The following is a 26,270-nucleotide window of genomic DNA, read 5'->3' as shown; positions in this document are numbered from 1 at the left end:
GGCCACTTGGGGCCATGGTGACGCACCGTCCCGTTGGGGTGCAGGGGCTTTCGCGTGCTCGATCATCGTCCGATCCTGCTGTTCATCGGCTTTCTGGTGTCCGTGCTGGCGTGCGGGATGATGGTCCCGGCGCTGGTGGACTTCGCCTATGGCAACCCGGACTGGGTGGTGTTCCTGGTATCGTCGGCGTTGACCTTGTTCGTTGGCGTGCTGCTGGTCCTGTCCAATCGCACCGGCCAACTGCGCCTGAGCATCCGCCAGGCCTTTCTGATGACCACGGTGAGTTGGATCGTGCTACCCGGGTTCGCCGCCGTGCCGTTCGTGCTGGCCGACCCGGACATCAGCTACACCGACGCCTTTTTCGAGGCCATGTCGGGCATCACCACCACCGGCTCGACCGTCATGACCGGGCTGGACCTGATGCCGCCGGGGTTGCTGCTGTGGCGCGGCGTGCTGCAATGGCTGGGCGGGTTGGGGATCATCATCATGGCCCTGACCGTGATGCCCATGCTGCGCGTCGGCGGGATGCAGATGTTTCGGGTCGAGGCGTTCGAAACGCAGGAGAAGGTGCTGCCGCGCGCCGCCGGCCTGGCCACGGCGCTGGTCTCCATCTATCTGGCCCTGACCCTGGCCTGGGCGGTGATGCTGTACACCGTCGGCATGGCGCCACTGGAGGCGACGGTGCACGCCATGACCACCATCGCCACGGGCGGCTATTCCACCCGCGACGCCTCGGTCGGGCATTTCCGTTCGGCCGGGGTGGACTGGATCGTGACGGCCGGGATGCTGGTGGGGTCGATCCCGTTCCTGCTCTATTTCCAGGCCGTGCGGGGGCGGCCGCGCCTGCTGCTCCGCGACACCCAGGTTCAGTGGTTCCTCGGCACGGCGGCGATGGGGGTGCTGGTCGTCGCCTGGTGGCTGTGGCGCGATGCCGGCATGGACGCGCCCAACGCGCTGCGCTACGCGGCGTTCAACACCGTTTCAGTTATGACCGGCACCGGCTACGCCACGGCCGACTATTGGCAGTGGGGCGGCATGGCCGGTGGCGCGCCCGTGGCGGTGCTGTTCTGCCTGATGTTCGTGGGCGGCTGCGCCGGGTCCACCTCGTGCGGCATCAAGGTGTTCCGGTTCCAGATCCTGGCCTCCATGGCGACCATCCAGTTGCGCCGCCTGCTGCAGCCGAACGGCGTGTTCATCCCCACCTACAACAAAAAACCGATCCAGGCGGGCGTGCCCGAGGCGGTCATGGCGTTCTTTTTCATGTACGCGCTGTCTGTCGCCTTCCTGGCCATGCTGCTGGGCCTGACGGGGTTGGACTTCGTGACGGCCCTGTCGGGCGCGGCCACGGCGATCTCCAACGTCGGGCCGGGCATGGGGGACATCATCGGCCCGGCGGGCAACTTCTCGACCCTGCCCGACACCGCCAAGTGGCTGTTGTCGGCCGGAATGCTTCTGGGCCGATTGGAACTGTTCGCGGTTCTGGTGCTTTTCCTGCCCCGGTTCTGGAGAGATTAAAAACGGGGCGGACAGGGCCGCCGGAGGGACCCCGGAGCAAAGATGAAATCGACGTCACCTTGGACGGTTTCGCGTTGATTCCAGGCCCGGTTTCTCCATATTACGAGCATTCCGTTCTTCATCAGAGGTGCAAACATGGCTCTCAACACCGATCGTCGTTACGTGAGCATGGGCGGGAGCGCGGCCGACGCGGCCGAGGTCGACGCCGGCCTTCGCTCACACATGCTGCGGGTTTACAACCTGATGGCATCCGGCCTGGTGCTGTCTGGCATCGTCGCGCTGCTGATCGACACCGTGCCGGCAATTCAGTCCCTGTTCTATGTCACCGTCGACGGACAGGTCGCCGGCATGACCCTGCTGGGCATGATCGGCATGTGGTCGCCGCTGATCATCTTGTTCGGCGCGATGTTCATGATGCGCTCGGCCAGCGCCGCCGCCACGCAGGGCCTGTACTGGCTGTTCGTGACGCTGCAGGGCATCGGCCTGTCGATCCTGCTACAGGTCTACACCGACGCCAGCGTCGTCCGGGTGTTCTTCATCACCGCCGCCGCCTTCGCCGCGCTGAGCCTGTACGGCTACACGACCAAGCGGAGCCTGTCCGGCATGGGCAGCTTCCTGATCATGGGCGTGTTCGGTCTGGTCATCGCGATGATCGTCAACCTGTTCCTGCAAAGCACGATGCTGCAGTTCGTCATCAGCGGCATCGGCGTGCTGGTGTTCTCCGGCCTGATCGCCTATGACACCCAGCGCATCAAGGAAGAGTACAGCGCCTCGCTGGACGATCAGACGTTGTCGAAGTCGGCCACCTGGGCGGCCCTGTCGCTGTACATCAACTTCATCAACCTGCTGCAGTTCCTGCTGTTCTTCCTGGGGAACCGCGAATAGGCGATCGCCCGGCCCCTCGGGCCAGCCCCTGCGACGACGAACGCCCCGGACCGCAAAGTCCGGGGCGTTTTCGTTCCGAGAAGATGTCGCCTTGATCAGGCGGCTTGGCTGGCGCGGTTGGAGATCAGCAGGCCGTACAGCGCCTCCGGGGTGTCCGTGCCGCGCAGCTTTTCGCACATGGACCGGTCGCGCAGCAGGCGCGAGACCCGCGCGAGCGCCTTCAGGTGGTCCGCGCCGGCCGTGTCCGGCGCCAGCAGCAGGAAGATCAGATCCACCGGCTGCTCGTCGATGGACTCGAAGTTGATCGGCCGGGCCAGGCGGGCAAACACACCGTGCATGGTCTTCAGGCTGGCCAGCCGCCCGTGCGGAATGGCGATGCCGTTGCCGACACCGGTGGTGCCCAGGCGCTCACGCTCCAGCAGCACATCGAAGATGGCCCGTTCATCCAGGCCCGTGACGTGCGCCGCGCACCGCGCCATGGCCTGCAAGGCTTGCTTCTTGCTGGAGACCTTCAAGGGAACCATCACGCCGTCCGGCGTGACCAGATCGCTGATGTCCATCTCCGTCCTTCCGGAAAAGATGATGGGTCCGGTCCCCCCTCTCACCGGGGGATGCCCCTTCGGAAGCGAGGGCCCCGTCGCCAGCCCGCCCAGCCCCGAACGACCGGGTCAGCGGACCAAACGGCGCCCGTCGGCCAGTGCCGAACAGCGGGGCCACGACTGTCGCCGAGGACATTCGTCCCGGACAAGTGTTACAGATGCGCGTTCATGGTTGCCACGGCAAGACGTTTCGATGTCCCATCGGTGTCCCGACCCCACCCGCGGGCCGGCCCATCGGGCGTTCGGCGGACTCCGGCACCGAAGGCCGTCGCTGCCCCTGGCACCGCGCGGGATGCGTGCCCAAACATGAGCCGGCGTGGCGCCGATCGATCACGCTTGGTCCCCCCTTGCCACCTCGCCCACCGGCCCCGGATGGCCCCGGGCGGCCCCGGGCGGCCCCGGGCGGCCCCGGCGAGCGAGCCCGAACCCTGCGTCGGCATCGGCCCGAGTGCAAGTGAAAAACGCCGGTCGCCCGTCGCGTCAAGCCGTCAACGGAACGATTCGCAACTCGACCCGGCGGTTCATCTGCCGGCCCTGAGGCGTCGCATTGGTGGCGATGGGTTGGGTCTCGCCGTGGCCCTGCCAGTACAGGCGTTCGGGAATGATCCCCTGGGCCTTGAAGAACTCGACAACCGCGCGCGCCCGTTGTTCCGACAGGTCCTGGTTGTAGGCCGAGTCGCCGGTGGCATCCGTATGCCCATGAACCTGGATGGTGCTCTGCCGGTTTTGCCGCAGCGTTTGCGCGACATTGGCAAGCGATGACCGAAAACCGGGCGCGATCCGCGCCGAATCGACGGCGAACGTGACGTTGGCCGGCATCACCAGGACCACCTCGTTGCCCTGACGCTGCACGTCGACATTGGTCCCGGCCAGGTCCTGACGCAGGGCCTGCTCCTGGGAGTCCATATACGCCCCCGCCGCACCGCCGGCCAGGACACCGATACCGGCCCCGATCAGGGCGGCGTTGCCGACGTTGCCGCCCACGGCGGCGCCCACGGCGGCGCCCGCGGCGGCCCCACCCAAGGCCCCCAACCCGGCGCCCTGCGCGGTGTGGTAGCCGCCGCCCTGGGTCGCGCAGCCCGACAGCAACAGGCCGCTGGCGGCGGTGGCAAGGATCAATCGACGCATCTCGTGTGCCTCCCATTTTTTCGGTCGCGCGGTGACGCCTTGAGTCGACGCTCCAGCACCCCGGCGCATTGAGGATTGATGGTGCCCGGTTCGCCCGATTGACGCAACGTGCCAATCTGCCGATAGGGGGAACGCCGTATTCTCCCTGCCCCCCTGATCCCCTGCCCGTTCGGAGAACGCCCCCGCATGGCCCGCCGTTCCCTGATCAAGGCCCTGGTGGCCCTGGCCACCCTGGGCCTTATCGCCCTCGCCCTGTCGCGCCTGCTGGCGCCGATGGCGGATCTGCAAATCACCACCACCACGGTCGAGCGCACGCCGGTCACCGTCTACAGCCCCGCGGACGCCACGGACGCGCCGGTGGTGGTGGTGGCGCACGGCTTCGCCGGCTCGCGCCAGCTCATGCAGGCCCTGGCCGTCAGCCTGGCCCGCAATGGATACGCGGCCGTCACCTACGACGCCCTGGGCCACGGGCGTCAGCCGGACCCCCTGGGCGGCGAACTGACGGTGGAAACCGGCGCGACCGTTTTCCTGGTGAACCAGCTTGATGGCATCGTCGAGTACGCTCGCACCCTCACCCCGGGCGGCGACGATCCCGTGGCCCTGCTGGGGCATTCCATGGCCGCCGACATCATCGTCCGCCAGGCCGTGAGCGACCCCGACGCCTACGCCGCCACCGTGGCCATCTCCATGTACTCGCCGGCGGTCACGCCCACCGCACCCCGCAACATGCTGGTGATGGTCGGCGGGCTGGAACCGTGGGTGCACCACAACGAGGCCCAGCGGGTGGCCAGCCTACCCCTGGATGGCGCCACCGCCGAGCCGGGCGAGACCTACGGCGACTTCGCCGACGGATCGGCGCGGGCGTGGCGCATCTCGCCCGGGGTCGAGCACATCGGCGTGCTGTACAGCAAGGACACCATCCTTGCGGCCGTGGACTGGCTGAACCACGCCTTCGGCCGGGCCGACGCCCCGGTCGAGCCGCCGCAGGCACGGGGCTCGTGGATCCTGATCCTGCTGCTGGCGGTGGTGGTGCTGGCCTGGCCGGCCTCGGCGCTGCTGCCGCGCGTGGCCGAGGCGCCGGTCGGCGCCGCCCTGCCCTGGCGGCGGGTGCGGCCGCTGGTGATCTGGCCCGCCCTGATCACGCCGGTGCTCCTGGCGCCCTTGCCCACTGACTGGCTGCCGGTGCTGGTGGGGGATTACCTGCTGCTGCACTTCGCCCTGTACGGCCTGTTGACCGGCCTGGGGCTGTGGTGGATCCGCCGCCGCTGGCCCGAGGAGCCCCCGCCGACCCATCCGCCCACGCGCTGGGGCCGGCTCGCCCTGGCCACCGTGCTGCTGAGCGCGTTCGTCATGATCGGCCTGGGCACACCCATCGAGCTGTTCGTCTCGTCGTTCATCCCGACGCCAGAGCGCCTGCTGCTGGTGCCGGTGATGATGCTAGGGACGCTGCCCTTCTTCCTGGTCGATGAGTGGGTGACGCGCGGCCCCACCCGCCCCCGCTGGGGCTATGCTGCCACCTCGGTCGCCTTCATGCTGTCGCTGGTGCCGGCGATCATCCTGAAGCTGCACGATCTGTTCTTCCTGATCATCCTCTATCCGATCATCGCGCTGTTCTTCGTCATCTTCGGGCTGTTCAGCGCCTGGAGCTGGCGGCGGACGCATCACCCCTGGGTGGCGGCCATCACCAGCGCCTTCGTCTTCGCCTGGTGCGTGGCGGTGACCTTCCCCATCACCACCGGGGGGTAGGGTGATATAAGGGGGCAGGCGCCAAACCACGGAAATCAGGCTGCGCACCCATGAGCGAATACCAGTACTACGAGTTCCAGGCCATCGATCGCCCCCTGACGGCCTCGGATCAGGAGGCCTTGCGCGCCGTGTCGACCCGCGCCCAGATCACCGCCACCAGCTTCACCAATCACTACAACTTCGGTGGGTTCAAGGGCGACCCCAGACGGTTGATGGAGCGGTGGTTCGACCTGCACCTCTATCTCGCCAACTGGGGCACGCGCTGCCTGATGATGCGGGTGCCCCGGCGATACCTGGAGCCGCTGGACCTCCAACCCTTCCTGTCCGAGGTTGACTGGGTCGAGGCCTGGACGCACGGCGATGACACGATCATCGACCTGACACAGCATGACGAGGACGGTTGGGACGACGACTGGGACGAGGGTTCGGGTTGGCTGGCCGCGCTGGCGCCCCTGCGGGCCGACGTGATCTCGGGCGACCTGCGGCTGTTCTATCTCGCCTGGCTGACGGCGGTGGAAGACGACCTGCTGCCCGACGACGCCCTCGAACCCCTGCCCGGGATCGGTCCCCTGACAGGCGCCCTTGACGCCTTCGCGTCGTTCTTCCGCCTCGACCCGGACCTCGTGGCCGCCGCCGCCGAACGCTCCGCCGAGGCCGCGCTGTCGGCCGACGCCGTGCGACAGGGGATCGCGTCGATTCCCGAGGCGGACAAGACCGATCTGTTGGTCCGCGTGGTCGAGGGCGACCCGCATGTCGCGGCCGACCTCAAGGCCCGACTTCGCGAACAGTCCGGGGAGCCAACGGCGCCGCGCCGGATGGTGGCGGACCTGCGCGCCCGCGCGGACGCGATCCGGCACGAACGGGAGCAGGCCGAAGCCGCGCGACAGGCCGAGGCACAGCGACGCCGGGCCGAAGAGGCGGAAAAGGCCCGCCGCGCCCGGCTTGATGTCCTCCGGCGCCGGGGCACGGCCGTCTGGCGCGACATCGAGGGCGACATCGAACAGCGCAACGCCTCCGGCTACGACCGTGCCGCCCAAACCCTCGCGGACCTCAAGACGCTGGCGGACGAACAGGGCACGGCGGCGGACTTCGCCCGCCGGCTCGCCGATCTCCACGAACGCCACGCCCGCAAGCGGACGTTCCTCGACCGGCTGCGGGATCTGGGTTGAGCGAACCGGGATGACGGGCGGATTGCCTTGGCTCCCCCCTCCCGGCCGGCCCCTCCGGGGGCGATCGTATTGTCGAGTACGGGCGCCGGTCGCCCGGCGCCCTCCTCACGGATGCCGGCGTGCAGCTTCCCAGCACCGGGCTCCTCCATCGGGTGTCCCGATCACGCCGTCCGCTGGGGCACCACGACTATCTTGTTGTTCACGGCGGCCTGTGGCCGCGAGGCACGCACCGAGATCATTCTCGACTCCAGCCAGTCGCCAAATAAACTGGTCTGCTGGTCTTTCAAAAGAGGCGTGGGCCGCGACCACCCTTCCGATTGCCGCAAAGTGCGGGTGATCATAAGGCAGGCCGACATAGCCGGAACAGTTTCCTGGCCCTCCCATTTCCAGAATCCTCAAAGGTGAGGTGGGACAGCGCCGCCCGTCGCGTCACGACGGTCGAGCGCACTCGACACCTTGATTGCAGTCTTACTTGTCCACCCCGCCCATGCACAGGTACTTGATCTCGACGAAGTCATCGATGCCGTACTTGGAGCCCTCGCGGCCCAGGCCGGATTCCTTGACGCCGCCGAACGGCGCCACCTCGGTCGAGATGATCCCTTCGTTGATGCCGACGATGCCGTATTCCAACCCCTCGGACACGCGCCACACGCGGCCCATGTCGCGGGCATAGAAATAGGCGGCGAGGCCGTACTGGGTGTTGTTGGCCATCTCGATCGCCTCGGCCTCGGTCGAGAAGCGGTACAGCGGCGCCACGGGGCCGAAGATCTCCTCGTTGAACAGCCGCATGGAGTCGCTGACGTCGGCCAGGATGGTCGGTTCATAAAAGGTGCCGCCCAGCGCGTGCGGCTTGCCGCCCAGCACCACGCGAGCGCCCTTGTCCACCGCGTCGCCCACCAGCGCCTGCACCTTGTCGAGCGCGGCCGGTTCGATCAGCGGCCCCTGCTGCGTCTCGCCGGCCAACCCGTCACCCACCTTCAGCGCCTTGACGGCGGCGGCGAGTTTCTCGGCGAAGGCATCGTACACGCTGTCCTGGACGAGAATGCGGTTGGCGCACACGCACGTCTGGCCGGTGTTGCGGTACTTCGAGGCGATGGCCCCGGCCACGGCGGCGTCCAGGTCGGCGTCATCGAAGACGATGAACGGCGCGTTGCCCCCCAGTTCCAGCGAGATCTTGGTGACGTTGGTGGCGCACTGCTCCATGAGTGTCTTGCCGATCTCGGTCGAGCCGGTGAAGGACAACTTGCGCACCAGCGGGTTCGACGTCATCTCGGCGCCCACCGCCGACGAGCGCTTGGTGGTCAGGATGTTCAGCACGCCGGCCGGCATCCCCGCCTGCTCGGCCAGTTCGGCCAGGGCCAGCGCCGACAGCGGGGTCAGCGCCGCCGGCTTGATCACCACCGGGCAGCCGGCGGCCAGCGCGGGCGCGCACTTGCGGGTGATCATGGCGTTGGGGAAGTTCCACGGCGTGATGGCGGCCACCACGCCGATGGGCTGCTTGATCACCACGATGCGCTTGTCGGGGCCGTGCGACGGGATGACATCGCCGTAGATGCGCTTGCCCTCCTCGGCGAACCACTCGATGAAGCTGGCGCCGTAGGCCACCTCGCCCTTGGCCTCGGCCAGCGGCTTGCCCTGCTCGGCGGTCATCAGGACGGCCAGGTCCTCCTGGTGCGCCATGATGAGATTGAACCAGTCACGCAGGATGGTGGCGCGCTGCTTGGCCGTCTTGGAGCGCCACGCCGGCCAGGCGGCGTTGGCGGCCTCAATCGCCCGGCGGGTCTCGTCGGCGCCCATGTCGGGCACGCGCGCCAGATCGGCGCCGGTGGCCGGGTTCGTAACCGCGAAGGTGCCGCCGGCGTCGGCGTCGCACCACTGGCCATTGATGTAACATTGCTGGCGCAGCAGGCGGTGCTCGGTCAGTTTCATGGGACCATCCTCTTGGGCTGACGGGGGGCGGCTTCGAAACGATGTCCGCTGTGATGGCGATGCGGCTTAAACAAATCCGCCGGAAACAAGCAGGTAGAATATTGTCGCAGACAGAAAAACGGTCAAAAACCCCATGATCACGATGACTAAGATAAGAACCTCTTTGTATTTAAATTTTTTGGCCACAAATCCGATCTTGATGGTTTTTGTTTTGGGGTCGACCTCCACCCTTAATGCTTTGCTGCCGATCGGCCATTGCCGAAGCGCCTTCAGGTTTTTGCAAAAAAGTCCTCTTGCACCCGCTCAATGATAAGCGGGTTGATACGGTCTCTCACGAGCTGCACCAAGTCGTCAGACGCAACCGAGCCCTTCTTCATCACAAGCGCATCGGCGATCGCCTCGTCGGCCCGGTGCCGTTGTTTCGCGGCCTCCACCCGACTCCGGAAATCGTCCGGTGTTGGTGCGTTCTGTCGGTGCTGGGTCATTGCGTGTCCCTTCCCCGGCCACCAAGGCCTGCCATCAAGCACGGCGCTTCGCCGCACCGTGCCTAGAGGGTAGGTGGCCGCCGTCGCCGATGCAAGCGGACCTGAAGACCTGAAGAACGGCGGCCCGGTTGCCGGGACCCCTACACCCGCGCGGCGCCCCCTCGTCATCCGTCCCCCCGGTCCTCGCCGCCCAGCAGGGTGCGCAGCGGCACGGCCAGCGCGTCGCGTTCGGCCGCGCGCGCACGGCGCAGCCGGTGGCCCAGGGCGGCGCTCCACGGCAGTCCTGGCGGCGGCGCGGCCGGCAGGGCGGTGTCCGGCAGGCGCAAGTCCAGCAGGCCCAGCAGGTCGTCCAGCGTCACCGTCGCCAAGTCGCGCGCCAGCAGCCAGCGGCCACCCTCGGCCCGGGCCACCAGGCCGGCCGCGCCCAGGTCGGCGAGGATGCTGCGCAGGCGCTCTTCCGGCACGCCTGTGTCGCGCAGCAGCCCCCGCCGTCCGACGCCGCTGCGGTTCCGGCTCCCGGACGTGGGCACGGTGGCCGCCGCCGCCTGCAGGCTGGCCAGAACACGCAGCGCCGCCGTCAGATCCTGGTGGCGTGGATCATCACCCTCGACGCGGCGCATCCGCCAGACCGGCAAGACGGCGGTGATGACCGCGCCGGCCAGCACCACCAGCCACGACAGATACATCCAGACCAGGAACACCGGAATCACCGCCAGCGCCCCGTACAGCGTCTGATAGGCCTGGGCGTTGGTGGCGTAGACCAGAAACCCGAAGCGCAGCACGGCCACCAGGATGGCCGCCACGATGCCGCCCACGGCCGCGTCCCACGGCCGCACCGGCCGGTTCGGCACCACCGTGAACAGCAAGGTGAACGCCACGGCGGTCAGCACCCACGGCAGCGCCCGCGCCACCAGCCCGCCGATCCCCCGCAACGCCGCCGGCCCGGCGTCGGCCATGCCGCCCAGCGTGAACAGAAACCCGCTCAGCGACGCGCTGGCCCCCAGCAACAGCGGCCCCAGCGTCACCAGCGCCCAGTACACCAGCAGGCGCGGCGCCATCCCCCGCTGCGACTGCACGCCGAAGATGGCGTTCAGGGCTGTCTCGATGGTCACCAGCAGCATGACGGCGGTGATGGCGATACCCACCACGCCCAGGGCCGTCAGACCGCCGGCGGCCTGCACGAACTCGTCCACCTTCTCGCGCACGAGATCATCCGCGTAGGGAAAGAGGACGTTGAACAGGGACTCCATGAGACCGTCCCGCACCTCGGAGAACACCGGAAACGCGGTCAGCATGGCCAGGGCGATGGCCAGCACCGGCACCAGGGCCAGCAGGGACGTGTAGCTGAGCGCCGAGGCCATGCGCGCCACCTGGGTCGCGGCCGCATGGTCGCGCACCATGCGGGCCAGCAGCACCAGCGACCGCCGGAGTGACGGCGTTTCGGCACGGGTAGGCGGAAGGTCGTCGTCCTCCGCCTCGTCCGGCATCGACTCCTGGTGCGGTTCCTCGGCGGCACCGGCGTTCATTCCAAACCCTCCCTGTCACCCTCCCACGAAGCGATTTCCTCCGCCTGGGTTTTGTTCTACTGTGTGCGCCCCCGGAGAGGCGGCATTTTCCGTGCGGACGTTCCCTCGGGACGACCATCGCCCAGCGTTGTCGAGCGAACACCGCGCCCCGCCGATCCGCCAGCAGCACGCGCAGCAGACCGAGAGGACGAGCATGACGGCTTCCCCTCCCATCCTGGCCGGCAAACGCGGCCTTGTCATGGGTATCGCCAACGATAAGTCAATCGCCTGGGGCATTGCCAAGGCCTGTGCCGGGCATGGCGCCGACCTGGCGTTCACCTACCAGGGCGCCCCCCTGCTTAAACGGGTCAAGCCGCTGGCGGACAGCCTGGGCGTCACGATGCTGGTGGATTGCGACGTGACCGACGCGGCCAGCATGGACGCCGCGTTCGACCGGCTGCGGGACGAATGGGGCCGCCTGGACTTTGTCGTCCATGCCATCGCCTATTCCGACAAGGACGAGCTCAAGGGCCGATACGTCAATACGTCGGCCGAGAACTTCGCCCAGACGATGCATGTCTCCTGCTACTCGTTCACGGATGTTTGCCGGCGCGCGCGGCCGCTGATGGCGGAGGGGGGCAGCCTGCTGACGCTGACCTATTACGGGGCCGAGCAGGTCATGCCGCACTACAACGTCATGGGCGTGGCCAAGGCGGCCCTGGAGGCCAGCGTGCGCTATCTGGCCAACGACCTGGGGCCGGAGGGCATCCGCGTCAACGCCGTCTCGGCCGGACCGATTCGCACCCTGGCGGCCTCGGGCATCGGCGACTTCCGCTTCATCCTGAAGTGGAACGAGTACAACGCCCCGCTGCGCCGCAACGTCACCACCGACGAGGTGGGCAACGCCGCCGTCTATCTGCTTTCCGACCTGGGGTCGGGCGTGACCGGCGAGGTTCACCACGTGGACAGCGGCTACCACACCGTCGGCATGGTGGCCCCCGATTCGGCACCGCAGATCATCGAGTTGCTGGGCGGCTTCAAACCGAAGGCGGCGGCGGACTGACCCACAATGTCCCACAACAGCTTCGGCCACCTGTTCCGGATCACCACGTTCGGCGAGAGCCACGGGCCGGCCATCGGCTGCGTCGTCGACGGCACACCGCCGCGCCTGCCCCTGAGCGAGACCGACCTGCAACGCGATCTCGACCGCCGCCGCCCCGGCCAGTCGCGCCACACGACGCAGCGACAGGAGACCGACACGGCGCGCCTGCTGTCCGGGGTGTTCGAGGGCCAGACGACGGGCACCCCGATCGCCGTGCTGATCGAGAACACCGATCAGCGCAGCAAGGACTATGGCGACATCGCGGGCAAGTTCCGGCCGGGGCACGCGGACTATACCTATCAGGCCAAGTACGGCATCCGGGACTATCGCGGCGGCGGCCGGTCCTCGGCGCGCGAGACCGCCTGCCGGGTGGCCGCCGGCGCCATCGCCCGCAAGGTCCTGGGGCCGGATGTCATCGTGCGCGCTGCATTGATCCAGCTCGGCACCGACCGCCTGGAGGTGCCGACCGAGGCCTGGGACTGGGACGAGGTGGACCGTAACCCGCTGTTCTGCCCCGACGCCGCCACCGCCGAGCGCTGGGCCAGCCGGCTCGACACCGTGCGCAAGGCCGGCAATTCCATCGGCGCCATCGTCCACGTCGAGGCCCTGGGCGTACCGCCCGGCTGGGGCGCGCCGGTCTACGGCAAGCTGGACCAGGATCTCGCCGCCGCGCTGATGGGCATCAACGCCGTCAAGGGGGTGGAGATCGGTGCCGGCTTCGGCGCGGCCGGGTTGATCGGGTCCGAGAACGCCGACGAGATGGAACCGGGACCGGACGGACATCCCCGCTTTTTGAGCAACAACGCCGGCGGCATTCTGGGCGGCATCTCGACCGGCCAGCCGATCGTCGCCCGCTTCGCCGTCAAGCCGACGAGTTCGATCCTGGTGCCGCGCCGCACCGTGGACAGTGAAGGACAGGCCACCGAGATCATCACCAAGGGCCGCCATGACCCGTGCGTAGGAATCCGCGCCGTGCCGGTGGCCGAGGCCATGGTCGCCTGCGTGCTGGCCGATCATGCCTTGCGCCACCGTGGCCAGTGCGGCGGAGCCGGTGATTGACGGTTTCTCCCCCGAACGCCAAGAGGCACCCCCGATGCAGAAAATCTTCGTGTTCCTGAAATGCGACCTGGGCCACGCCTACGACGTGGCCGCCGCCCTCGTGGACGATCTGGAGGAGGTCTCGGAGGTGGACAGCGTCTCCGGCCAGTACGACCTGCTGGCCAAGTTCTACCTGCCGAAGGACCACGACATCGGCCGCTTCGTCACCGAGCAGGTACAGACCATCAAGGGGGTCAAGGACACCTTTACCCTTGTGGCCTTCAACGCCTTCAACTGACCACCGGCCCCCCACCCGGTCCGGGAAGGATCTCGCGCATCACGTCGCGCAATCGCGGACGGTCGAACCGGCCGTGCCATTCGCGCGGATAGCCCAGCGAGACCTCCTCGAACCGGGTGCCGTCGCGCCAGTCCGTGCGCGGCACGTGCTGGTGGCCCGAGACCACGACCATCGCGTTGTAGCGGCGGTGCCAGTCGTCGGTGGCCACCGTGCCGCACCACGGGGCGAGGCGCGGCACCTTTCTGATGAACAACAGGTCTTTCCGCAGTGGGAAGTGGTTGATCAGCACCGTGCGCGTGCCGGGGGGCAAAGCATTGAGCCGCGCCCGCGAGATCACCACCCGCTGGCGGCACCACGCGGCTCGGTTTGCGTGGGGCGCCGGGGACAAACGCAACTCGTCCGCGCACAGCGCGTGGCCCTCCGCCGCCCATTTGCGCAGGCCCTCCAGCGGGACGTCCGGCGGCCGGAAGCTGTAGTCGTACAGCACGAACAAGGGGCAGAGCACCACGGGCGTCCTCTCCGGCCCATCCGACCATGTCGGATAGGCGTCTTCCGGCGTCAGGACGTCGTACATCCGTGCCAGGTCGATCAACGCGGCGTACTTCTCGGCACCGCCCAAGCGCTCGCCGTTTTCGTCTGTGGTCCAGAGCTCATGGTTGCCGGGCACCCAGATCAGCCGGGCGAAGCGGGGCCGCAGGGCTTCGAACGCCAGTGCCATGTGCGTCAGCGACTCGCCGACGTCGCCGGCCAGGATGAGCCAGTCGTTCCGATGGTCGTCCAGGTCCGTCAGGATCGCCCGGTTGTCGGCGTGTCCCAGGTGCAGATCGCTAACGGCCAACAGCCGCACCGGCTTGTCCCTCTCATGCGACGTGGCGGGACCAAGGCGCCGGACCGGGCCGGCCCGTGTCCTCAGGTCCGGCCGTAGGTGTCCTCGAAGCGGACGATGTCGTCCTCGCCCAGGTAGGGGCCGGACTGCACCTCGATGATCCTGAGCGGCAGCTTGCCAGGATTCTCCAGCCGATGGGTGACGCCCAGGGGAATGTACGTCGATTCGTTTTCGTGCAGCAGGACGCTTTCGCCGTCCCGCGTGACGCGCGCGGTGCCCTCGACGACAACCCAGTGCTCGGCGCGGTGGTGGTGCATTTGCAGGCTCAGGCGCGCGCCCGGGCGCACCATGATCTGCTTGACCTGAAAGCGCTCGCCCCGGTCGATGCCCCGGAAACTGCCCCACGGCCGGTAAACCGTGGTGTGCAGGTGGCCTTCCGGACGCTGCTCGGCTTTCAGGCGCGAGACGATGTCGCGCACGGCCTCCGCCCGCTCGCGCGGCGCCACCAGCACGGCGTCGTCGGTGGCCACCACGACCGCGTCGGTCAACCCGACCGTCGCGACCAGGGGGCCTTCCGAGCGCACATAGCAGTCGCGGGTCTCGCTGACCAACACGTCGCCCTGCAGCACGTTGCCGGCCTCGTCGTGCTCGGCGATGTCCCACAACGCGTTCCAGGCACCGACGTCGTTCCAACCCATGGACACGGGCACGACGGCGGCCAGGTCGGTCCGCTCCATGACCGCCACGTCGATGGACTGCGCGAGGGTGCGGGCGAAGGGTTCCGCGTTCAGTCGTCGGAAATCCAGGTCTTCGCGGGCCTCAGACAGGGCGGCGCGGGCGCCGTCCACCGTCTCCGGGTGCAGGCGCTCCATCTCGCCCAGGAAGGCCCGGGCGGTGAAGGCGAACAGACCGCCATTCCAGAGATAGCCACCGTCGGCCAGATAGGTCTCGGCGGTGGCCCGGTCCGGCTTCTCGACGAAGCGGTCAACGCGGCGGGTGCCAACGAGCCCGTCCAGGGGCGCGCCCACCCGGATGTAGCCGTACCCGGTCTCCGGCCGCTCGGGCGTGATGCCGAACGTCACCAGATGCCCATGCCGCGCCGCCGCCGCCGCCGCCGTGATGGCGGCGTGGAACGCGTCGACGTCGGCGATGACATGGTCCGAGGGCATCAGCAGCACCACCCCGTCCGGATCGCGCTCGGCCACTGCCAGCGCCGCCACCGTGGCCGCCGGCGCGGTGTTGCGGCCCTCCGGCTCCAGCAGGATGCCGCCGGGCGCGATGCCGACCGCCCGCAACTGTTCGGCCAGCAGAAACCGGTGCTCCTCGTTGCAGATGGCCAGGGGCGGCGCGAACCCCGGGCCGACGACCCGCCGGGCGGTCGCCTGGACCATGGTGTCGGCCCCGGCCAGGGGCAGGAACTGCTTCGGGTAGAGCGCCCGCGACATGGGCCACAGCCGGCTGCCGGACCCGCCGGAGAGAATGACGGGATGGATCAGGTGGGACGGGTCCGGGGCGGCGGCGATCATGGTCGGGCATCTCGCTGTTCAACGGTAGGGAAAACCACCCTAGCATCGCGTCTCAGTCTTCGCCTAGGCCGCGCGCGGTGCCCCTGGCGCCCGACCCCGTTCAGAGGTAGAAGCGGACCCATGACGACGCAGTCTCTCTTCGACCGCAAACGGGGCGGCCCTTTCGCGCCGCTCTCGCTGCCGCCGTTCCCGCCCGGCGAGGTGTGGCTGGTGGGCGCCGGCCCCGGCGACCCCGGCCTGCTGACCCTGCACGCCGCCCATGCCCTGGAACAGGCGGACGTCGTGGTGCATGACGCCCTGGTGGACGAGGCCGTGCTGCGCCTGGCCCGCCCCGGCGCCGAGATCGTGTTCGCCGGCAAGCGCGGCGGCAAGCCCTCGGCCAGCCAGCCCGACATCACCCGGCGGCTGATCGATCTGGCTAAGGCGGGCAAGCGGGTGCTGCGGCTGAAGGGGGGCGACCCGTTCATTTTCGGGCGCGGCGCCGAGGAGGCCCGCGCCCTGGTGGCCGCCGGCGTGCCGTTTCGCGTCGTGCCGGGCATCACCGCCGGCATTGGCGGGCTGGCCTACGCCGGCATTCCGGCCACGGCGCGGGAGACCAACGCGGCCATCGCCTTCGTCACCGGCCATGCCGCCAGCGGCGAGGTGCCCGATAACGTGGACTGGACGGCGCTGGCCCGCAGTGCCTCGGTCCTGGTGATCTACATGGCGGTCAAGCATCTGGCGGCCATCGTCGACCGCCTGCTGGCCGGCGGTCGGTCGCCGGACGAGCCGCTGGCCTTCATCTGCGCGGCGACCACGGCGCGGCACCGAGTGGTGACCTCGACCCTGGGCCGGGCGGTGGCCGACCGCGACGCCCACGGCGTCGAGGCGCCGGCCATCGTCGTCGTGGGCGAGGTGGTGCGCCTGCGCGAGCAGCTCGGCGGCTGGTGGGATCCGTCGGTCCTGGACTCGTTCCAGACCGACTCGGCGGCGGAGTGAGGCATGACCATGACACAGACCGGAGACGACAAAGAGCCCTGGGTCGATCCCGATGACGCACCCGAACTGACGGACGAAGACTTCGCCCGCGGCGTGTGGTTCGAGGGTGGCGAGACGGTCGAAGAGGTCGTTTCACGCGTCCAGGCCAAGGCCAAGAGCGAGTCTCCAGACGCAGAGTCCCCCAAGGTCTCCACCACCATTCGCCTGGACGCCGACGTCGTCGCCCACTTCAAGGCCGGCGGCCCCGGCTGGCAGACGCGGATCAACGACACGCTGCGACACGCGGCTGGGCTGGACCGGGACCGGTGATGGTCCGAACTGACCGCGCGAAAAACGCCGGTGTGGTATGCTTGAGCGGGTCTCGTCGTCGTGTCGGCGAGACCGTTCATGCCGTCAGGCACGAAGGGACGGAGCCAGACTCATGACGAGCCTCACCATTCACGACCTTGACGAGTCTATCCAAGCGCGCCTGAAGGACCGGGCCGCCGTCAATGGCCGATCAGAGGAAGACGAGGCGCGGGCGATCCTCCACGCTGTGTTGGCCGCGCACGACGCCGAGCCTCAGGCCCTCGGAACCGCGATTCATGCGCTGTTCAAGCCTCTGGGCGGCTTCGAACTGCCCGACATCCCCCGCGACCCCATGCGCGAACCGCCGCGTTTCGAATCATGATCCTGCTCGATACAAATGTCGTTTCAGAGGTCATGAAACCCGAACCAGAGCCGACCGTTCTTGCATGGCTCGATTCCGTCCCGGCTACATCGCTGTCCATTTCCAGCGTGACCCAGGCGGAAATCCTATACGGCATCGCCCTGTTGCCTCAGGGGAAAAGGCGCCTCGCGTTGGCCGACGCCGCATGGACAGTTTTCCGGGTGTATTTCCCCGGACGCATCTTTCCCTTTGATTCCGAGGCTGCGGTAGCATTCGCCGACTTGGCGGTCGGACGCCGCCGGTCGGGACACTCCGTATCGCAGCCCGATGCCCAAATCGCCGCGATTGCCCTCTCGCGCAACGCCAGCCTTGCCACCCGCAACACTCGCGACTTCGTGAACTGCGGCGTTGAGCTGATCGACCCCTGGACACACCACGCGTAAGGTCGTCGCATGGACCCGCACGCCGAATTGATGGATCTCCTGGCCTTCTGTCGTAACGTAAAGCCTCATGAACACCTGGGATGAAGCCAAGCGCGTCAAAACCCTGGCGGAGCGCGGGCTTGATTTCGCGGACGCGGAACTGGTGTTCAAGGGGCCGAACGACACCCAGATCGATGATAGGGTCCCCTACGGCGAAGTGCGCTACATCACGGCGGGTTGGCTGCGTGGTCGGTTCGTGATCGTGGTCTGGACACCCCGCGACGGCGGCCGGCGCATCATTTCCATGAGGCACGGACATGACAAAGAACGGAGACGACACGAAGCCCTGGGTCGATCCCGATGACGCGCCTGAATTGACCGATGAGTGGTTCGCCAGGGCCGAACGTTTCGCCGGTGGCGAGACGGTCGAAGAGGTCGTTTCGCGCGTCCAGGCAAAGGCCAAGGGCGGGCCTCCAGAAGCGGAGTCCCCCAAGGTCTCCACCACCATCCGCCTGGACGCCGACGTCGTCGCCCACTTCAAGGCCGGCGGCCCCGGCTGGCAGACGCGGATCAACGACACGCTGCGACACGTCGCTGGGCTGGACCGGTAAGGCCGCCGCATGGACCCGCAGGCCGAATTGATGGATCTCCTGGCCTCGGGGCTGGCGCATTGCCATGTGGTCATCGGCGACGAGGGTGGGCTGCTGGCGAGTCTGGCGCTGGCCGGGCTGGCGGGCGGGTTCACGCATTGCGCCGGCATGTGCGGGCCGTTCGTGCTGGCGCAGGTGACGGCGCGCATGGAGGCCATCCCCGCCGCCAGGATGCACGAGATCCATCGCCTGACCGGGGCGGCGCTGGTGCCTTACCACCTGGGGCGGATGACCACCTATGCCGCGCTGGGCGCGGCGCTGGCCGGGCTGGCCGGGGTGATCAACCGCAGCGGCCTGCTGGACTGGATTTCGGCCGCGTTGCTGCTGCTGGCGGCGGTGCTGTTCGTAGGCTACGCGCTGCCGCGCCTGAAGGTCTCCGTCCCCGGCGGCGCCCGCGTCGAGGCCTGGTGGTCCCGGCACATGGGCCGGGCGGCGCGGCCCTTCATGAGGGATCCGAGCGGCTGGCGCGGCTATGGGTTGGGGGTCCTGCTGGGGTTCATTCCCTGCGGCCTTCTGTACGGCGCGCTGGCGGCGGCGGCCTCCAGCGGCGAGGTGCTGACGGGGGCGCTGGCCATGGCCATCTTCGGAGCGAGCACGGTACCGAGCCTGCTGGTCGTGGGTCTGGTCGGCGGAGTCGCCGCCACCCGGTTCCGCAACGCCATGGCCGTGGCGGTGCCGACGCTGATGCTGATCAATGCCGCCGTATTGACATATCTGGCCGTCAGATTGGTGGCGTGAGAGCAAGAGAGGGGTGGTCATGTCTCCCAAACTCGTATCGATCGTGGGTGGACTCGCGGTTGTCGCCCTGGTGGTCGCCATCGCCGTCCTGCCCCGCCTGGGGTTCCTGTCCTGGGGCGAGGCGCCGGCGACCCACGCCGGCGGGGAGTCGGTGACGGTCACCGGCGAGGCGGACATCGGTGGGCCGTTCACCCTGGTCAACGGAGCGGGCGAGACGGTCACCGAGGAGTCGTTCCCCGGCCAGTACCTGCTGGTTTATTTCGGCTATACCTTCTGCCCGGACGTCTGCCCGACGAGCCTGCAAACCCTGACGGACGCGCTGGAGAGGCTGGACCCGGCCGTGGTGGAGCGGATCCAGCCGCTGTTCATCACCGTCGATCCGCAGCGTGACCGCCCCGCCGACGTGGCGGAGTACGCCGGGTTCTTCCATCCCAAGCTGATAGGCCTGACCGGCACCGAGGCGCAGGTCGCGGCCGCCGCCGAAGCCTACAAAGTGTACTACGCCAAGGTGGAGCAGCCGGACAGCGCCGCGCCCTATCTGCTGGACCACAGCGCCATCACCTACCTGATGGCGCCGGACGGGTCGCTGGCCGCCTTCTTCCGCCACGGCCAGCCGGCCGAGGAGATGGCGGCGCGCCTGCGCGAGGTCGTCGGCGGCGCCGGGTCGTGACCGGCATACCGGTTCGACTGGAAATCGGCCGGCACAAGAGCTAAGGTCCCGTCACCAAACCGACATCCCCGCGCGCGGGCCGGACACGACCATGCATCGCTACGCCAACCCGACACGTTTTCTCCGCATCGCCAACGCGATCCTGCCCTGGAGCACCGGGGTCATGGTGATCGCCTTCGCGGTCGGCCTGTCCTATGCCCTGGTGTTCTCGCCGCCCGACTATCAGCAGAGCGAGACCGTGCGCATCATGTATGTGCACGTGCCCTCGGCCTGGATGGGCCTGTTCGTCTATACCGCCATGGCCATCGCCAGCGGGGTGGCGCTGATCTGGCGCCATCCGGTGGCCGATCTGTCGGCCCGCTGCTCGGCGCCGGTGGGCGCGGCCTTCACCTTCATCTGCCTGGTCACCGGGGCCCTGTGGGGCAAGCCCATGTGGGGCACCTGGTGGGTGTGGGACGCGCGCCTGACGTCCATGCTGATCCTGCTGTTCCTGTACCTGGGCTACATGGCGCTGGCCAACGCCTTCGACGACCGCCAGCGCGGCGCCAAGGCGGCGGCGGTGCTGGCCCTGGTGGGCTGGGTCAACATTCCCATCATCAAGTTTTCGGTGGACTGGTGGAACACGCTGCATCAGCCGGCCAGCGTCAATCCGGTGGGCGAAAGCGGCATCGCCATTGACGGGGCGATGTTGATCCCGCTGTTCGCCATGGCCATCGCCTTCAAGGCGTACTATGTCACCACGCTGCTGATGGGGATCCGCCGCGAGATCGCGGCCGCCAAGGTGCGATCGTTGCGCCTGGTGGATGTGCAGGGCTAGGCCGGGAGTGCGAGGACCATCGTGGACAGCCTGATCACCTATTTGAACATGGACGGCTATGCCGGGTTCGTCTGGCCGTCGTACGGCATCGCGGCCATGGTCATGGTCGGCCTGTTCGTGTACGTTTGGGTCGGCTTGCGCCGCGACGAGCGGACACTGAACCAGTTGCAGGCCGCCGGCGGCGGCCGGCGTCGGCGCGGGACGGGCGCTTCGGACCAGGGGGAATGGGACGGAGCCACACCACCATCCACGCCGGACAGGGATCACGACGGAACCGGGACGGGGACGCTTTCAACGCCACCACACTCCCCGCTGACGGAGACCGGGCGTGACACGTAAAAAGCAGCGACTCTATTTCATCGGCCTGGGGATGCTTGCCCTGGGCGGGGCGACGGCGCTTGTGCTGACCGCCATCGGCGACAACCTGCTGTACTTCTACAGCCCGACCGACCTGACCGAGCGCGAGGTCGCGCCCGGCCAGCGATTCCGCCTGGGCGGGCTGGTCGAGGAAGGCAGCGTGGACAAGGACGGCGAGACCATCCGCTTCGTCGTCACCGACATGGTGCACACGGTGCCGGTCACCTACACCGGCATCCTGCCCGATCTCTTCCGCGAGGGACAGGGCGTGGTGACCGAGGGCCAGCTCGACATGAACGGGCTGTTCACGGCGGCCAGCGTGCTGGCAAAGCACGACGAGAACTACATGCCGCCGGAGGTCGCCGACGCCCTGAAGAAGAGCGGCCACTGGGAAGAGGGCGTGGCCGGCGCCGAGGCCGCCGCCAAGGCGCCCGGCAACGCCGAGCCATCGTCCCACTGAGTTCCGGACCGCGAGGACCCGTCGATGATTCCTGAAATCGGCCATTACGCCCTGGCGCTGGGTCTGTGTGTCGCCCTGGTGCAGGCCATCGTGCCCATGGTCGGCGCGCATCGGAACAATCTGGCGCTCATGGAGCTGGCCCGCCCCGCCTCCGTGGCGTTGTTCCTGACCATCGGTGTCGCGTTCGCCGCGCTGACCCACAGCTTTATCGTGTCCGACTTTTCGGTCAGCAACGTGTTCCAGAACTCCCACACCGACAAGCCGCTGCTCTACAAGATCAGCGGCGTGTGGGGGAACCACGAGGGCTCGCTGCTGCTGTGGATCCTGATCCTGGCGGTGTTCAGCCTCGCCGTGGCGCTGTTCGGCCGCAACCTGCCGCCGCAATTGCGGGCGCGGGCGCTGGCCATGCAGGCCATGATCACGGTCGGCTTCCTGCTGTTCATCCTGTTCACGTCGAATCCGTTCGAGCGCATCGATCCGGCGCCGCTGAACGGGCGTGGCCTGAATCCGTTGCTGCAGGACCCGGGGCTGGCCTTCCATCCGCCCATGCTCTACCTGGGCTACGTCGGCTTCTCGATGGCCTTTTCGTTCGCCATCGCCGCCCTGATCGAGGGCCGGGTGGATGCCGCCTGGGCGCGCTGGGTGCGGCCGTGGACGCTGGTGGCGTGGGTGTTCCTGACCCTGGGCATCGCATTGGGAAGCTGGTGGGCCTATTATGAACTCGGCTGGGGCGGCTGGTGGTATTGGGACCCGGTCGAGAACGCCTCGTTCATTCCCTGGCTGTCGGGCACCGCGCTGCTGCACTCGGCCATCGTGGTCGAGAAGCGCGACACCCTGAAGAGCTGGACCATCCTGCTGGCCATCATCACGTTTTCGCTGTCGCTGCTGGGCACGTTCCTGGTGCGCTCCGGCGTGCTGACGAGCGTGCACGCCTTCGCCACCGACCCCACGCGCGGCGTGTTCATCCTGCTGCTGCTGGCGATCACGGTGGTCGGCTCGCTGAGCCTGTACGCGTGGCGAGCGCCGCAACTGAAGAGCGGTGGCGTGTTCTCCCCCATCTCGCGCGAGGGCTCGCTGTTGCTGAACAACGTGCTGCTCAGCACGGCCTCGGCCACGGTGCTGCTGGGCACGCTGTATCCGCTGTTCGCCGACGTGCTGAACCTGGGCAAGGTCTCGGTCGGCCCGCCGTTCTTCAACGCCGTGTTCGTGCCCCTGATGGTGCCGATGATCCTGGTGATGGCCGTCGGTCCGATGCTGGCCTGGAAGCGCGGCGATGCCTATGGCGCGGCGCGGCGCCTGTGGCTGGCGTTGGTCGCCGCCGCCGGCGTGTTCGTCGCCACGTACATCCTTGCCGGCGGGTCATGGATCGACGTGGGCGCGGCCTTCGGCATGGGCATCGGCGCCTGGCTGCTGCTCGGCACGCTGGTCGAGTGGGCCGAGCGCGTCCACCTGTTCCGCGCCAGCCCCACCACCACGATCAAACGCGCCGCAGGACTGCCGCGCGCCGCCTACGGCATGACGCTGGCGCACGCCGGCACCGCCATCCTGGTCATGGGCGTGGTCGGCAACACCGCGTGGAAGACCGAGTCCATCCAGGTCATGGCCCCGGGCGACGTGGTCGAGATCGGTGGCGTGTCGTACCTGTTCGAGGGCGCCGAGCGGGTGGAGGGTCCCAACTACCAGGCCATCCAGGGCCGCTTCCACCTGCGCGACGGCGACGGCGGCCTCATCGCCACCATGGAGCCCGAGAAGCGCCGCTATTCCGACCCCCCCATGGCCACCAGCGAGGCGGCCATCCAAACCGACGGCGTGACCGATTTCTACGCGGTCATCGGCGACCCGTCGCCCGAGGACGGCCCGGGGGCCTACGTCACCCGCTTTTACCACGAGCCGTTCGTGCCCTTCCTGTGGTACGGCACCCTGCTCATGGGCCTGGGCGGGATCGTCTCACTAACCGACCGGCGTCATCGCGTCGGCGCCCCCACCCGCTCGCGGTCCCGCGTCGCCGCGCCCGGCGCGCCGGCGGAAGCGGCGGCGACGCCCCACGCCCGTTGAGGACCTTTCCCGGATGGCCGGAGTTGAGCATCCATGATGCGCAGGATCATCTACTTCCTTCCGCTGCTGGTGGTCGCGGTGTTGCTGGTCTTCTTCATCGATGGCCTGCAGCGCGACCCGCGCAAGCTGCCCTCGGTGCTGCTGGACCGCCCGGTGCCCGCGTTCGCGCTGGAGGGGCTGCCGGGGCGCGACCCGGCCCTGACCGGCAAGGACGCCTTCACCGGGCAGGTGACGCTGCTCAACTTCTTCGGCTCCTGGTGCGTCGCCTGCCTGCAGGAACACGCCATGCTCTCGCGCATCCAGGCCGAGGGCCTGGTACCGCTGCACGGCATCGCCTTCAAGGACCAGCCGGAGGACACGCTGCGCTGGCTGGAACGGCACGGCGACCCCTACGACCGCGTCGGCTACGACACCACCAACCGCATCGCCATCGAGTTCGGCATCACCGGGGCGCCCGAGACCTTCGTCATCGATGCGGCCGGCGTCATCCAGTACAAGCACGTCGGCCCCATCACGGAACAGGTGTGGGCGCAGACGCTGCGGCCCCTGATCGAGGACCTGAGCACACCATGAGACGCGGCATCGAACCTGCGGCGGACCGCACCGCGCAAAGGGGCACCGCGCCCGCGCTGACCGGGGCGGCGCTGGGGCTGCTGGTGGCGCTTGCGGCGACACCGGCGGCGGCCGTCGAACCCGACGAGATGCTGGAGGATCCGGCCCTGGAGGAGCGCGCGCGCGTGATCAGCCGGGACCTGCGCTGCGTCGTCTGCCAGAACGAGAGCATCGACGAATCCAACGCCGACATGGCCCGCGACATGCGCATTCTGGTGCGCGACCGCCTGCTGGAAGGTGACAGCAACGCCGAGGTCAAGCAGTACCTGGTGGATCGCTACGGCGACTATGTGCTGTTGACGCCCCCCTTCAAGCCGACAACCTATGTGCTGTGGTTCGGCCCGGCGCTGATCCTGGTGGGTGCCGCCGTGGCGGCCGTCGCGTACTATCGGCACAAGGCCAAGGCTCCCGCCGCGCCGCCCCCGCTCACGGCGGAGGAACAGGCGCAATTGCGGAGCCTGCTGGCGATGCACGGCGACGACACCGGCACGTCATCAAAACCGGACCCCAAAACGCCAAAGGCACGGAGCAAGACGCCGCGCCGGGGAGGCTCGGCATGATCCTGCTGTGGTTGAACGTCGTCATCATCTCGGCCCTGGTCATGACGATGCTGATGTTCCCCCTGTTGCGCTCGGGCGACAAGGAGGAACCGGACCGCAACGCCTATGACCTGACCGTCTACCGCGACCAGCTCGCCGAGATCGACCGCGACCTCGCGCGCGGGCTGCTGACCGAGGACCAGGCCGCCGCCGCGCGCGTCGAGGTGCAGCGCCGGATGCTGGCGGTGGCCGAGGCGGCCAAGGCGGCGGGCGCTGGCGGCGCCGCCGTCGCGGACGGCCCGTCCCGCCGGGATCCGTCAAAGGTGCGTCTGCTCGACCTGATTCCCCGGGCCATCGAACAGGGCCCCTGGGGCATCGCCACCCTGGCCGGGGTGATCGGCGTCGTGCCCATGGGCGCGCTGGCGCTTTATCTGGTCATCGGCTCGCCGTGGCTGCCCGGACAACCGCACGCCCAGCGCGTCGCCCAGGTGGAGCAGGAACAACTCGCCAACCTGCCGGAGTCGGTGCGCACCGAGATCGAAACCCGGCGCGCGGCGGCGGAGCAGGCGCCCGACAATGCCGAGGCGTGGCTGGCCCTGGGCCGCGCCTATCGCGACGGCGAGCAGCACAGCCAGGCCGTCGAGGCCCTGGAGCGCGCCCGCGAACTGGGCCTGCCGGAGGACGAGACAGCGGCCGCGCTGGCCGAACTCGGCGAATCGATGGTCATCGCCGCGCAGGGCCGGATCACCGAGGCGGCGCGCGCCCGCTTCCTGGATGCCCTGCGCGCCGACGCCGGCGAGCCGCGTGCCCGCTTCTATCTGGGCATGGCCGAGGCGCAGGCCGGCGCGCCGGACCGGGCGCTGGCCATCTGGACCGACCTGGCCGCCGATTCGCCGGCGGACGCGGGGTACATGGCCATGGTCTCCCAGGGCATGGCCATGGTGGCGCAACAGAGCGGCATCCCCCTGGACACCGTCCGCCCCGTCCATCCGCTCGACCTGGAGGCTGGCGCCCCTGTCGACCGAGTCGATCCTTCGACGAACACCCTCGGCAGTGGCGCACCGACGTCGGCACCTGAGGGATCGTTCAGCGCCGAAGACCAAGCCATGATCCGCGACATGGTCGAGGGCCTGGCCGCGCGCCTGGAGGAGAACCCGGACGACGTGGACGGCTGGTTGCGGCTGGCCGATTCCCGAGGCGTGCTGGGCGAGTGGGACGCCGCCGTGGCGGCCGCCGAACGCGCGGTCGAGCAGGCGCCGGAGGACCCGGCGGTGCTCATTCACGCCGCCGACATCCTGCTGGGCGCGACCAACGCCGCCGGCAAGACCGAGCCGCCGGAGCGGGTGTACGAGCTTTACGAGGCGGTGCTGCAACAGGACCCGAACAACGCCAAGGCGCTGTATTTCGTCGGCCTGTCGGCGGCCCAGCACGGTGACGCCAGCCGCGCCCGCACCCTGTGGCAACGCCTGCTGACCCAGGTGCCCGAGGACCAGCCGGCGCACGCCGCCATCCAGAAGCAGCTCGACGCCCTGCCGACGGAATAGGGTCGGTTCGGCGGTCGTCGGAGCCCGG

29 protein-coding genes are annotated in these 26,270 nt (G+C 68.6%); 22 read left to right on the top strand and 7 right to left on the bottom strand.

Going from position 1 to position 26,270, the window contains the following annotated elements; genetic code table 11:
* Positions 1-54: 54 nt before the first annotated feature.
* Positions 55-1,515 carry a TrkH family potassium uptake protein gene (locus tag Q0309_RS12745; RefSeq protein ID WP_299441535.1) on the top strand — a complete coding sequence of 487 codons (1,461 nt, stop codon included), beginning with the start codon at positions 55-57 and terminating at the stop codon, positions 1,513-1,515.
* A gap of 135 nt (positions 1,516-1,650) precedes the next feature.
* Positions 1,651-2,400: a Bax inhibitor-1/YccA family protein gene (locus Q0309_RS12740; RefSeq protein WP_299441531.1), complete on the top strand. Its 750-nt coding sequence runs from the start codon at positions 1,651-1,653 to the stop codon at positions 2,398-2,400.
* 95 nt (positions 2,401-2,495) lie between these two features.
* On the opposite strand, the gene ptsN is transcribed toward Q0309_RS12740, so the two are convergent.
* Together ptsN and Q0309_RS12730 are read right to left on the bottom strand one after the other, a co-directional pair.
* Entirely contained in the window at positions 2,496-2,960 is a 465-nt protein-coding gene (gene ptsN / locus Q0309_RS12735; RefSeq protein WP_299441527.1) for a PTS IIA-like nitrogen regulatory protein PtsN, read from the bottom strand.
* A gap of 519 nt (positions 2,961-3,479) precedes the next feature.
* Positions 3,480-4,127, bottom strand: a complete 648-nt coding sequence (locus tag Q0309_RS12730) for an OmpA family protein (RefSeq protein WP_299441524.1) — start codon at positions 4,125-4,127, stop codon at positions 3,480-3,482.
* Between the two features lie 186 nt (positions 4,128-4,313).
* Here Q0309_RS12730 and Q0309_RS12725 point away from each other — a divergent pair, with 186 nt between their 5' ends.
* Together Q0309_RS12725 and Q0309_RS12720 are read left to right on the top strand one after the other, a co-directional pair.
* The gene (locus tag Q0309_RS12725) at positions 4,314-5,873 is read left to right on the top strand and encodes an alpha/beta fold hydrolase (RefSeq protein WP_299441520.1); all 1,560 of its coding nucleotides are present in this window, start codon (positions 4,314-4,316) and stop codon (positions 5,871-5,873) included.
* A gap of 50 nt (positions 5,874-5,923) precedes the next feature.
* Positions 5,924-7,042, top strand: coding sequence for a hypothetical protein (locus tag Q0309_RS12720; RefSeq protein WP_299441517.1), 1,119 nt, complete (start codon positions 5,924-5,926; stop codon positions 7,040-7,042).
* 468 nt (positions 7,043-7,510) lie between these two features.
* Here Q0309_RS12720 and Q0309_RS12715 read toward each other — a convergent pair whose 3' ends face one another.
* The 3 genes from Q0309_RS12715 to Q0309_RS12705 all read right to left on the bottom strand — a co-directional run bounded on the left by Q0309_RS12715 (position 7,511) and on the right by Q0309_RS12705 (position 10,982).
* The gene (locus Q0309_RS12715) at positions 7,511-8,971 is read right to left on the bottom strand and encodes an NAD-dependent succinate-semialdehyde dehydrogenase (RefSeq protein ID WP_299441514.1); all 1,461 of its coding nucleotides are present in this window, start codon (positions 8,969-8,971) and stop codon (positions 7,511-7,513) included.
* A gap of 269 nt (positions 8,972-9,240) precedes the next feature.
* The gene (locus Q0309_RS12710) at positions 9,241-9,456 is read right to left on the bottom strand and encodes a hypothetical protein (protein WP_299441511.1); all 216 of its coding nucleotides are present in this window, start codon (positions 9,454-9,456) and stop codon (positions 9,241-9,243) included.
* Between the two features lie 164 nt (positions 9,457-9,620).
* Entirely contained in the window at positions 9,621-10,982 is a 1,362-nt protein-coding gene (locus Q0309_RS12705) for a YihY family inner membrane protein (protein ID WP_299441508.1), read from the bottom strand.
* Between the two features lie 193 nt (positions 10,983-11,175).
* On the opposite strand from Q0309_RS12705, the gene fabI reads away from it, so the two are divergent.
* The 3 genes from fabI to Q0309_RS12690 are packed head-to-tail and all read left to right on the top strand — an operon-like array spanning position 11,176 to position 13,399.
* A complete protein-coding gene (gene fabI / locus Q0309_RS12700) occupies positions 11,176-12,024 on the top strand; it encodes an enoyl-ACP reductase FabI (RefSeq protein ID WP_299441505.1) in 849 nt (282 codons plus the stop codon).
* A 6-nt stretch (positions 12,025-12,030) separates the two neighbouring features.
* Positions 12,031-13,122: a chorismate synthase gene (aroC, locus tag Q0309_RS12695; protein WP_299441502.1), complete on the top strand. Its 1,092-nt coding sequence runs from the start codon at positions 12,031-12,033 to the stop codon at positions 13,120-13,122.
* 34 nt (positions 13,123-13,156) lie between these two features.
* Positions 13,157-13,399, top strand: coding sequence for an Lrp/AsnC ligand binding domain-containing protein (locus Q0309_RS12690; RefSeq protein ID WP_299441499.1), 243 nt, complete (start codon positions 13,157-13,159; stop codon positions 13,397-13,399).
* Here Q0309_RS12690 and Q0309_RS12685 read toward each other — a convergent pair.
* Together Q0309_RS12685 and Q0309_RS12680 are read right to left on the bottom strand one after the other, a co-directional pair.
* Positions 13,392-14,246 (bottom strand): metallophosphoesterase, encoded by an 855-nt coding sequence (locus Q0309_RS12685; RefSeq protein ID WP_299441496.1) that lies wholly within the window; start codon positions 14,244-14,246, stop codon positions 13,392-13,394. The genes Q0309_RS12690 and Q0309_RS12685 overlap by 8 nt on opposite strands.
* 62 nt (positions 14,247-14,308) lie before the next feature.
* On the bottom strand, positions 14,309-15,751 hold the full coding sequence (locus Q0309_RS12680) for a mannose-1-phosphate guanylyltransferase/mannose-6-phosphate isomerase (RefSeq protein WP_299441493.1): 1,443 nt from the start codon (positions 15,749-15,751) through the stop codon (positions 14,309-14,311).
* A 120-nt stretch (positions 15,752-15,871) separates the two neighbouring features.
* Here Q0309_RS12680 and cobA point away from each other — a divergent pair, with 120 nt between their 5' ends.
* From cobA to ccmI, 15 genes are all read left to right on the top strand, one after another.
* Positions 15,872-16,729, top strand: coding sequence for a uroporphyrinogen-III C-methyltransferase (gene cobA / locus Q0309_RS12675; RefSeq protein WP_299441490.1), 858 nt, complete (start codon positions 15,872-15,874; stop codon positions 16,727-16,729).
* A gap of 3 nt (positions 16,730-16,732) precedes the next feature.
* The gene (locus Q0309_RS12670; protein WP_299441487.1) at positions 16,733-17,038 is read left to right on the top strand and encodes a BrnA antitoxin family protein; all 306 of its coding nucleotides are present in this window, start codon (positions 16,733-16,735) and stop codon (positions 17,036-17,038) included.
* Positions 17,039-17,150: 112 nt separating this feature from the next.
* Positions 17,151-17,399 carry a plasmid stabilization protein gene (locus Q0309_RS12665; protein ID WP_299441484.1) on the top strand — a complete coding sequence of 83 codons (249 nt, stop codon included), beginning with the start codon at positions 17,151-17,153 and terminating at the stop codon, positions 17,397-17,399.
* Entirely contained in the window at positions 17,396-17,821 is a 426-nt protein-coding gene (locus tag Q0309_RS12660) for a type II toxin-antitoxin system VapC family toxin (protein WP_299441481.1), read from the top strand. Before Q0309_RS12665 ends, Q0309_RS12660 begins: the two co-directional genes overlap by 4 nt.
* A gap of 67 nt (positions 17,822-17,888) precedes the next feature.
* Positions 17,889-18,164 carry a BrnT family toxin gene (locus tag Q0309_RS12655; protein ID WP_299441478.1) on the top strand — a complete coding sequence of 92 codons (276 nt, stop codon included), beginning with the start codon at positions 17,889-17,891 and terminating at the stop codon, positions 18,162-18,164.
* Positions 18,118-18,411, top strand: a complete 294-nt coding sequence (locus Q0309_RS12650; RefSeq protein ID WP_299441475.1) for a BrnA antitoxin family protein — start codon at positions 18,118-18,120, stop codon at positions 18,409-18,411. Before Q0309_RS12655 ends, Q0309_RS12650 begins: the two co-directional genes overlap by 47 nt.
* A 9-nt stretch (positions 18,412-18,420) precedes the next feature.
* Positions 18,421-19,188, top strand: coding sequence for a sulfite exporter TauE/SafE family protein (locus tag Q0309_RS12645; protein WP_299441472.1), 768 nt, complete (start codon positions 18,421-18,423; stop codon positions 19,186-19,188).
* Between the two features lie 19 nt (positions 19,189-19,207).
* A complete protein-coding gene (locus Q0309_RS12640) occupies positions 19,208-19,858 on the top strand; it encodes an SCO family protein (protein WP_299441469.1) in 651 nt (216 codons plus the stop codon).
* Positions 19,859-19,949: 91 nt separating this feature from the next.
* The gene (locus tag Q0309_RS12635) at positions 19,950-20,675 is read left to right on the top strand and encodes a heme ABC transporter permease (RefSeq protein ID WP_299441466.1); all 726 of its coding nucleotides are present in this window, start codon (positions 19,950-19,952) and stop codon (positions 20,673-20,675) included.
* A gap of 21 nt (positions 20,676-20,696) precedes the next feature.
* Positions 20,697-21,014: a heme exporter protein CcmD gene (gene ccmD, locus Q0309_RS12630; RefSeq protein ID WP_299441463.1), complete on the top strand. Its 318-nt coding sequence runs from the start codon at positions 20,697-20,699 to the stop codon at positions 21,012-21,014.
* Positions 21,004-21,492 (top strand): cytochrome c maturation protein CcmE, encoded by a 489-nt coding sequence (gene ccmE, locus Q0309_RS12625; RefSeq protein WP_299441460.1) that lies wholly within the window; start codon positions 21,004-21,006, stop codon positions 21,490-21,492. Before ccmD ends, ccmE begins: the two co-directional genes overlap by 11 nt.
* A 24-nt stretch (positions 21,493-21,516) precedes the next feature.
* The gene (locus Q0309_RS12620; protein WP_299441457.1) at positions 21,517-23,547 is read left to right on the top strand and encodes a heme lyase CcmF/NrfE family subunit; all 2,031 of its coding nucleotides are present in this window, start codon (positions 21,517-21,519) and stop codon (positions 23,545-23,547) included.
* Between the two features lie 33 nt (positions 23,548-23,580).
* Positions 23,581-24,120, top strand: coding sequence for a DsbE family thiol:disulfide interchange protein (locus Q0309_RS12615; RefSeq protein WP_299441454.1), 540 nt, complete (start codon positions 23,581-23,583; stop codon positions 24,118-24,120).
* Positions 24,117-24,719 carry a cytochrome c-type biogenesis protein gene (locus tag Q0309_RS12610; protein WP_366940617.1) on the top strand — a complete coding sequence of 201 codons (603 nt, stop codon included), beginning with the start codon at positions 24,117-24,119 and terminating at the stop codon, positions 24,717-24,719. The genes Q0309_RS12615 and Q0309_RS12610 overlap by 4 nt, the downstream gene beginning before the upstream one ends.
* The gene (gene ccmI / locus Q0309_RS12605; protein WP_299441451.1) at positions 24,716-26,242 is read left to right on the top strand and encodes a c-type cytochrome biogenesis protein CcmI; all 1,527 of its coding nucleotides are present in this window, start codon (positions 24,716-24,718) and stop codon (positions 26,240-26,242) included. Before Q0309_RS12610 ends, ccmI begins: the two co-directional genes overlap by 4 nt.
* Positions 26,243-26,270 lie beyond the last annotated feature (28 nt).

The organism is uncultured Rhodospira sp. (assembly GCF_937138205.1).
Lineage (GTDB): Bacteria > Pseudomonadota > Alphaproteobacteria > Rhodospirillales > Rhodospirillaceae > Rhodospira.
This window is presented reverse-complemented; position numbering and strand designations above follow the sequence as displayed.

Bases quoted from the DNA above. Each gene is read 5' to 3' on its own strand.
- Q0309_RS12650 (WP_299441475.1), top strand. From the start codon at position 18,118: ATGACAAAGAACGGAGACGACACGAAGCCCTGGGTCGATCCCGATGAC.
- Q0309_RS12620 (WP_299441457.1), top strand. From the start codon at position 21,517: ATGATTCCTGAAATCGGCCATTACGCCCTGGCGCTGGGTCTGTGTGTC.
- Q0309_RS12680 (WP_299441493.1), bottom strand. From the start codon at position 15,751: ATGATCGCCGCCGCCCCGGACCCGTCCCACCTGATCCATCCCGTCATT.
- Q0309_RS12645 (WP_299441472.1), top strand. From the start codon at position 18,421: ATGGACCCGCAGGCCGAATTGATGGATCTCCTGGCCTCGGGGCTGGCG.
- fabI (WP_299441505.1), top strand. From the start codon at position 11,176: ATGACGGCTTCCCCTCCCATCCTGGCCGGCAAACGCGGCCTTGTCATG.
- Q0309_RS12610 (WP_366940617.1), top strand. From the start codon at position 24,117: ATGAGACGCGGCATCGAACCTGCGGCGGACCGCACCGCGCAAAGGGGC.
- Q0309_RS12730 (WP_299441524.1), bottom strand. From the start codon at position 4,127: ATGCGTCGATTGATCCTTGCCACCGCCGCCAGCGGCCTGTTGCTGTCG.
- Q0309_RS12740 (WP_299441531.1), top strand. From the start codon at position 1,651: ATGGCTCTCAACACCGATCGTCGTTACGTGAGCATGGGCGGGAGCGCG.
- Q0309_RS12665 (WP_299441484.1), top strand. From the start codon at position 17,151: ATGACGAGCCTCACCATTCACGACCTTGACGAGTCTATCCAAGCGCGC.
- Q0309_RS12660 (WP_299441481.1), top strand. From the start codon at position 17,396: ATGATCCTGCTCGATACAAATGTCGTTTCAGAGGTCATGAAACCCGAA.
- Q0309_RS12690 (WP_299441499.1), top strand. From the start codon at position 13,157: ATGCAGAAAATCTTCGTGTTCCTGAAATGCGACCTGGGCCACGCCTAC.
- cobA (WP_299441490.1), top strand. From the start codon at position 15,872: ATGACGACGCAGTCTCTCTTCGACCGCAAACGGGGCGGCCCTTTCGCG.
- Q0309_RS12710 (WP_299441511.1), bottom strand. From the start codon at position 9,456: ATGACCCAGCACCGACAGAACGCACCAACACCGGACGATTTCCGGAGT.
- aroC (WP_299441502.1), top strand. From the start codon at position 12,031: ATGTCCCACAACAGCTTCGGCCACCTGTTCCGGATCACCACGTTCGGC.
- Q0309_RS12715 (WP_299441514.1), bottom strand. From the start codon at position 8,971: ATGAAACTGACCGAGCACCGCCTGCTGCGCCAGCAATGTTACATCAAT.
- Q0309_RS12615 (WP_299441454.1), top strand. From the start codon at position 23,581: ATGATGCGCAGGATCATCTACTTCCTTCCGCTGCTGGTGGTCGCGGTG.
- Q0309_RS12720 (WP_299441517.1), top strand. From the start codon at position 5,924: ATGAGCGAATACCAGTACTACGAGTTCCAGGCCATCGATCGCCCCCTG.
- ptsN (WP_299441527.1), bottom strand. From the start codon at position 2,960: ATGGACATCAGCGATCTGGTCACGCCGGACGGCGTGATGGTTCCCTTG.
- Q0309_RS12640 (WP_299441469.1), top strand. From the start codon at position 19,208: ATGTCTCCCAAACTCGTATCGATCGTGGGTGGACTCGCGGTTGTCGCC.
- ccmI (WP_299441451.1), top strand. From the start codon at position 24,716: ATGATCCTGCTGTGGTTGAACGTCGTCATCATCTCGGCCCTGGTCATG.
- Q0309_RS12725 (WP_299441520.1), top strand. From the start codon at position 4,314: ATGGCCCGCCGTTCCCTGATCAAGGCCCTGGTGGCCCTGGCCACCCTG.
- Q0309_RS12655 (WP_299441478.1), top strand. From the start codon at position 17,889: ATGAACACCTGGGATGAAGCCAAGCGCGTCAAAACCCTGGCGGAGCGC.
- Q0309_RS12635 (WP_299441466.1), top strand. From the start codon at position 19,950: ATGCATCGCTACGCCAACCCGACACGTTTTCTCCGCATCGCCAACGCG.
- Q0309_RS12705 (WP_299441508.1), bottom strand. From the start codon at position 10,982: ATGAACGCCGGTGCCGCCGAGGAACCGCACCAGGAGTCGATGCCGGAC.
- Q0309_RS12670 (WP_299441487.1), top strand. From the start codon at position 16,733: ATGACCATGACACAGACCGGAGACGACAAAGAGCCCTGGGTCGATCCC.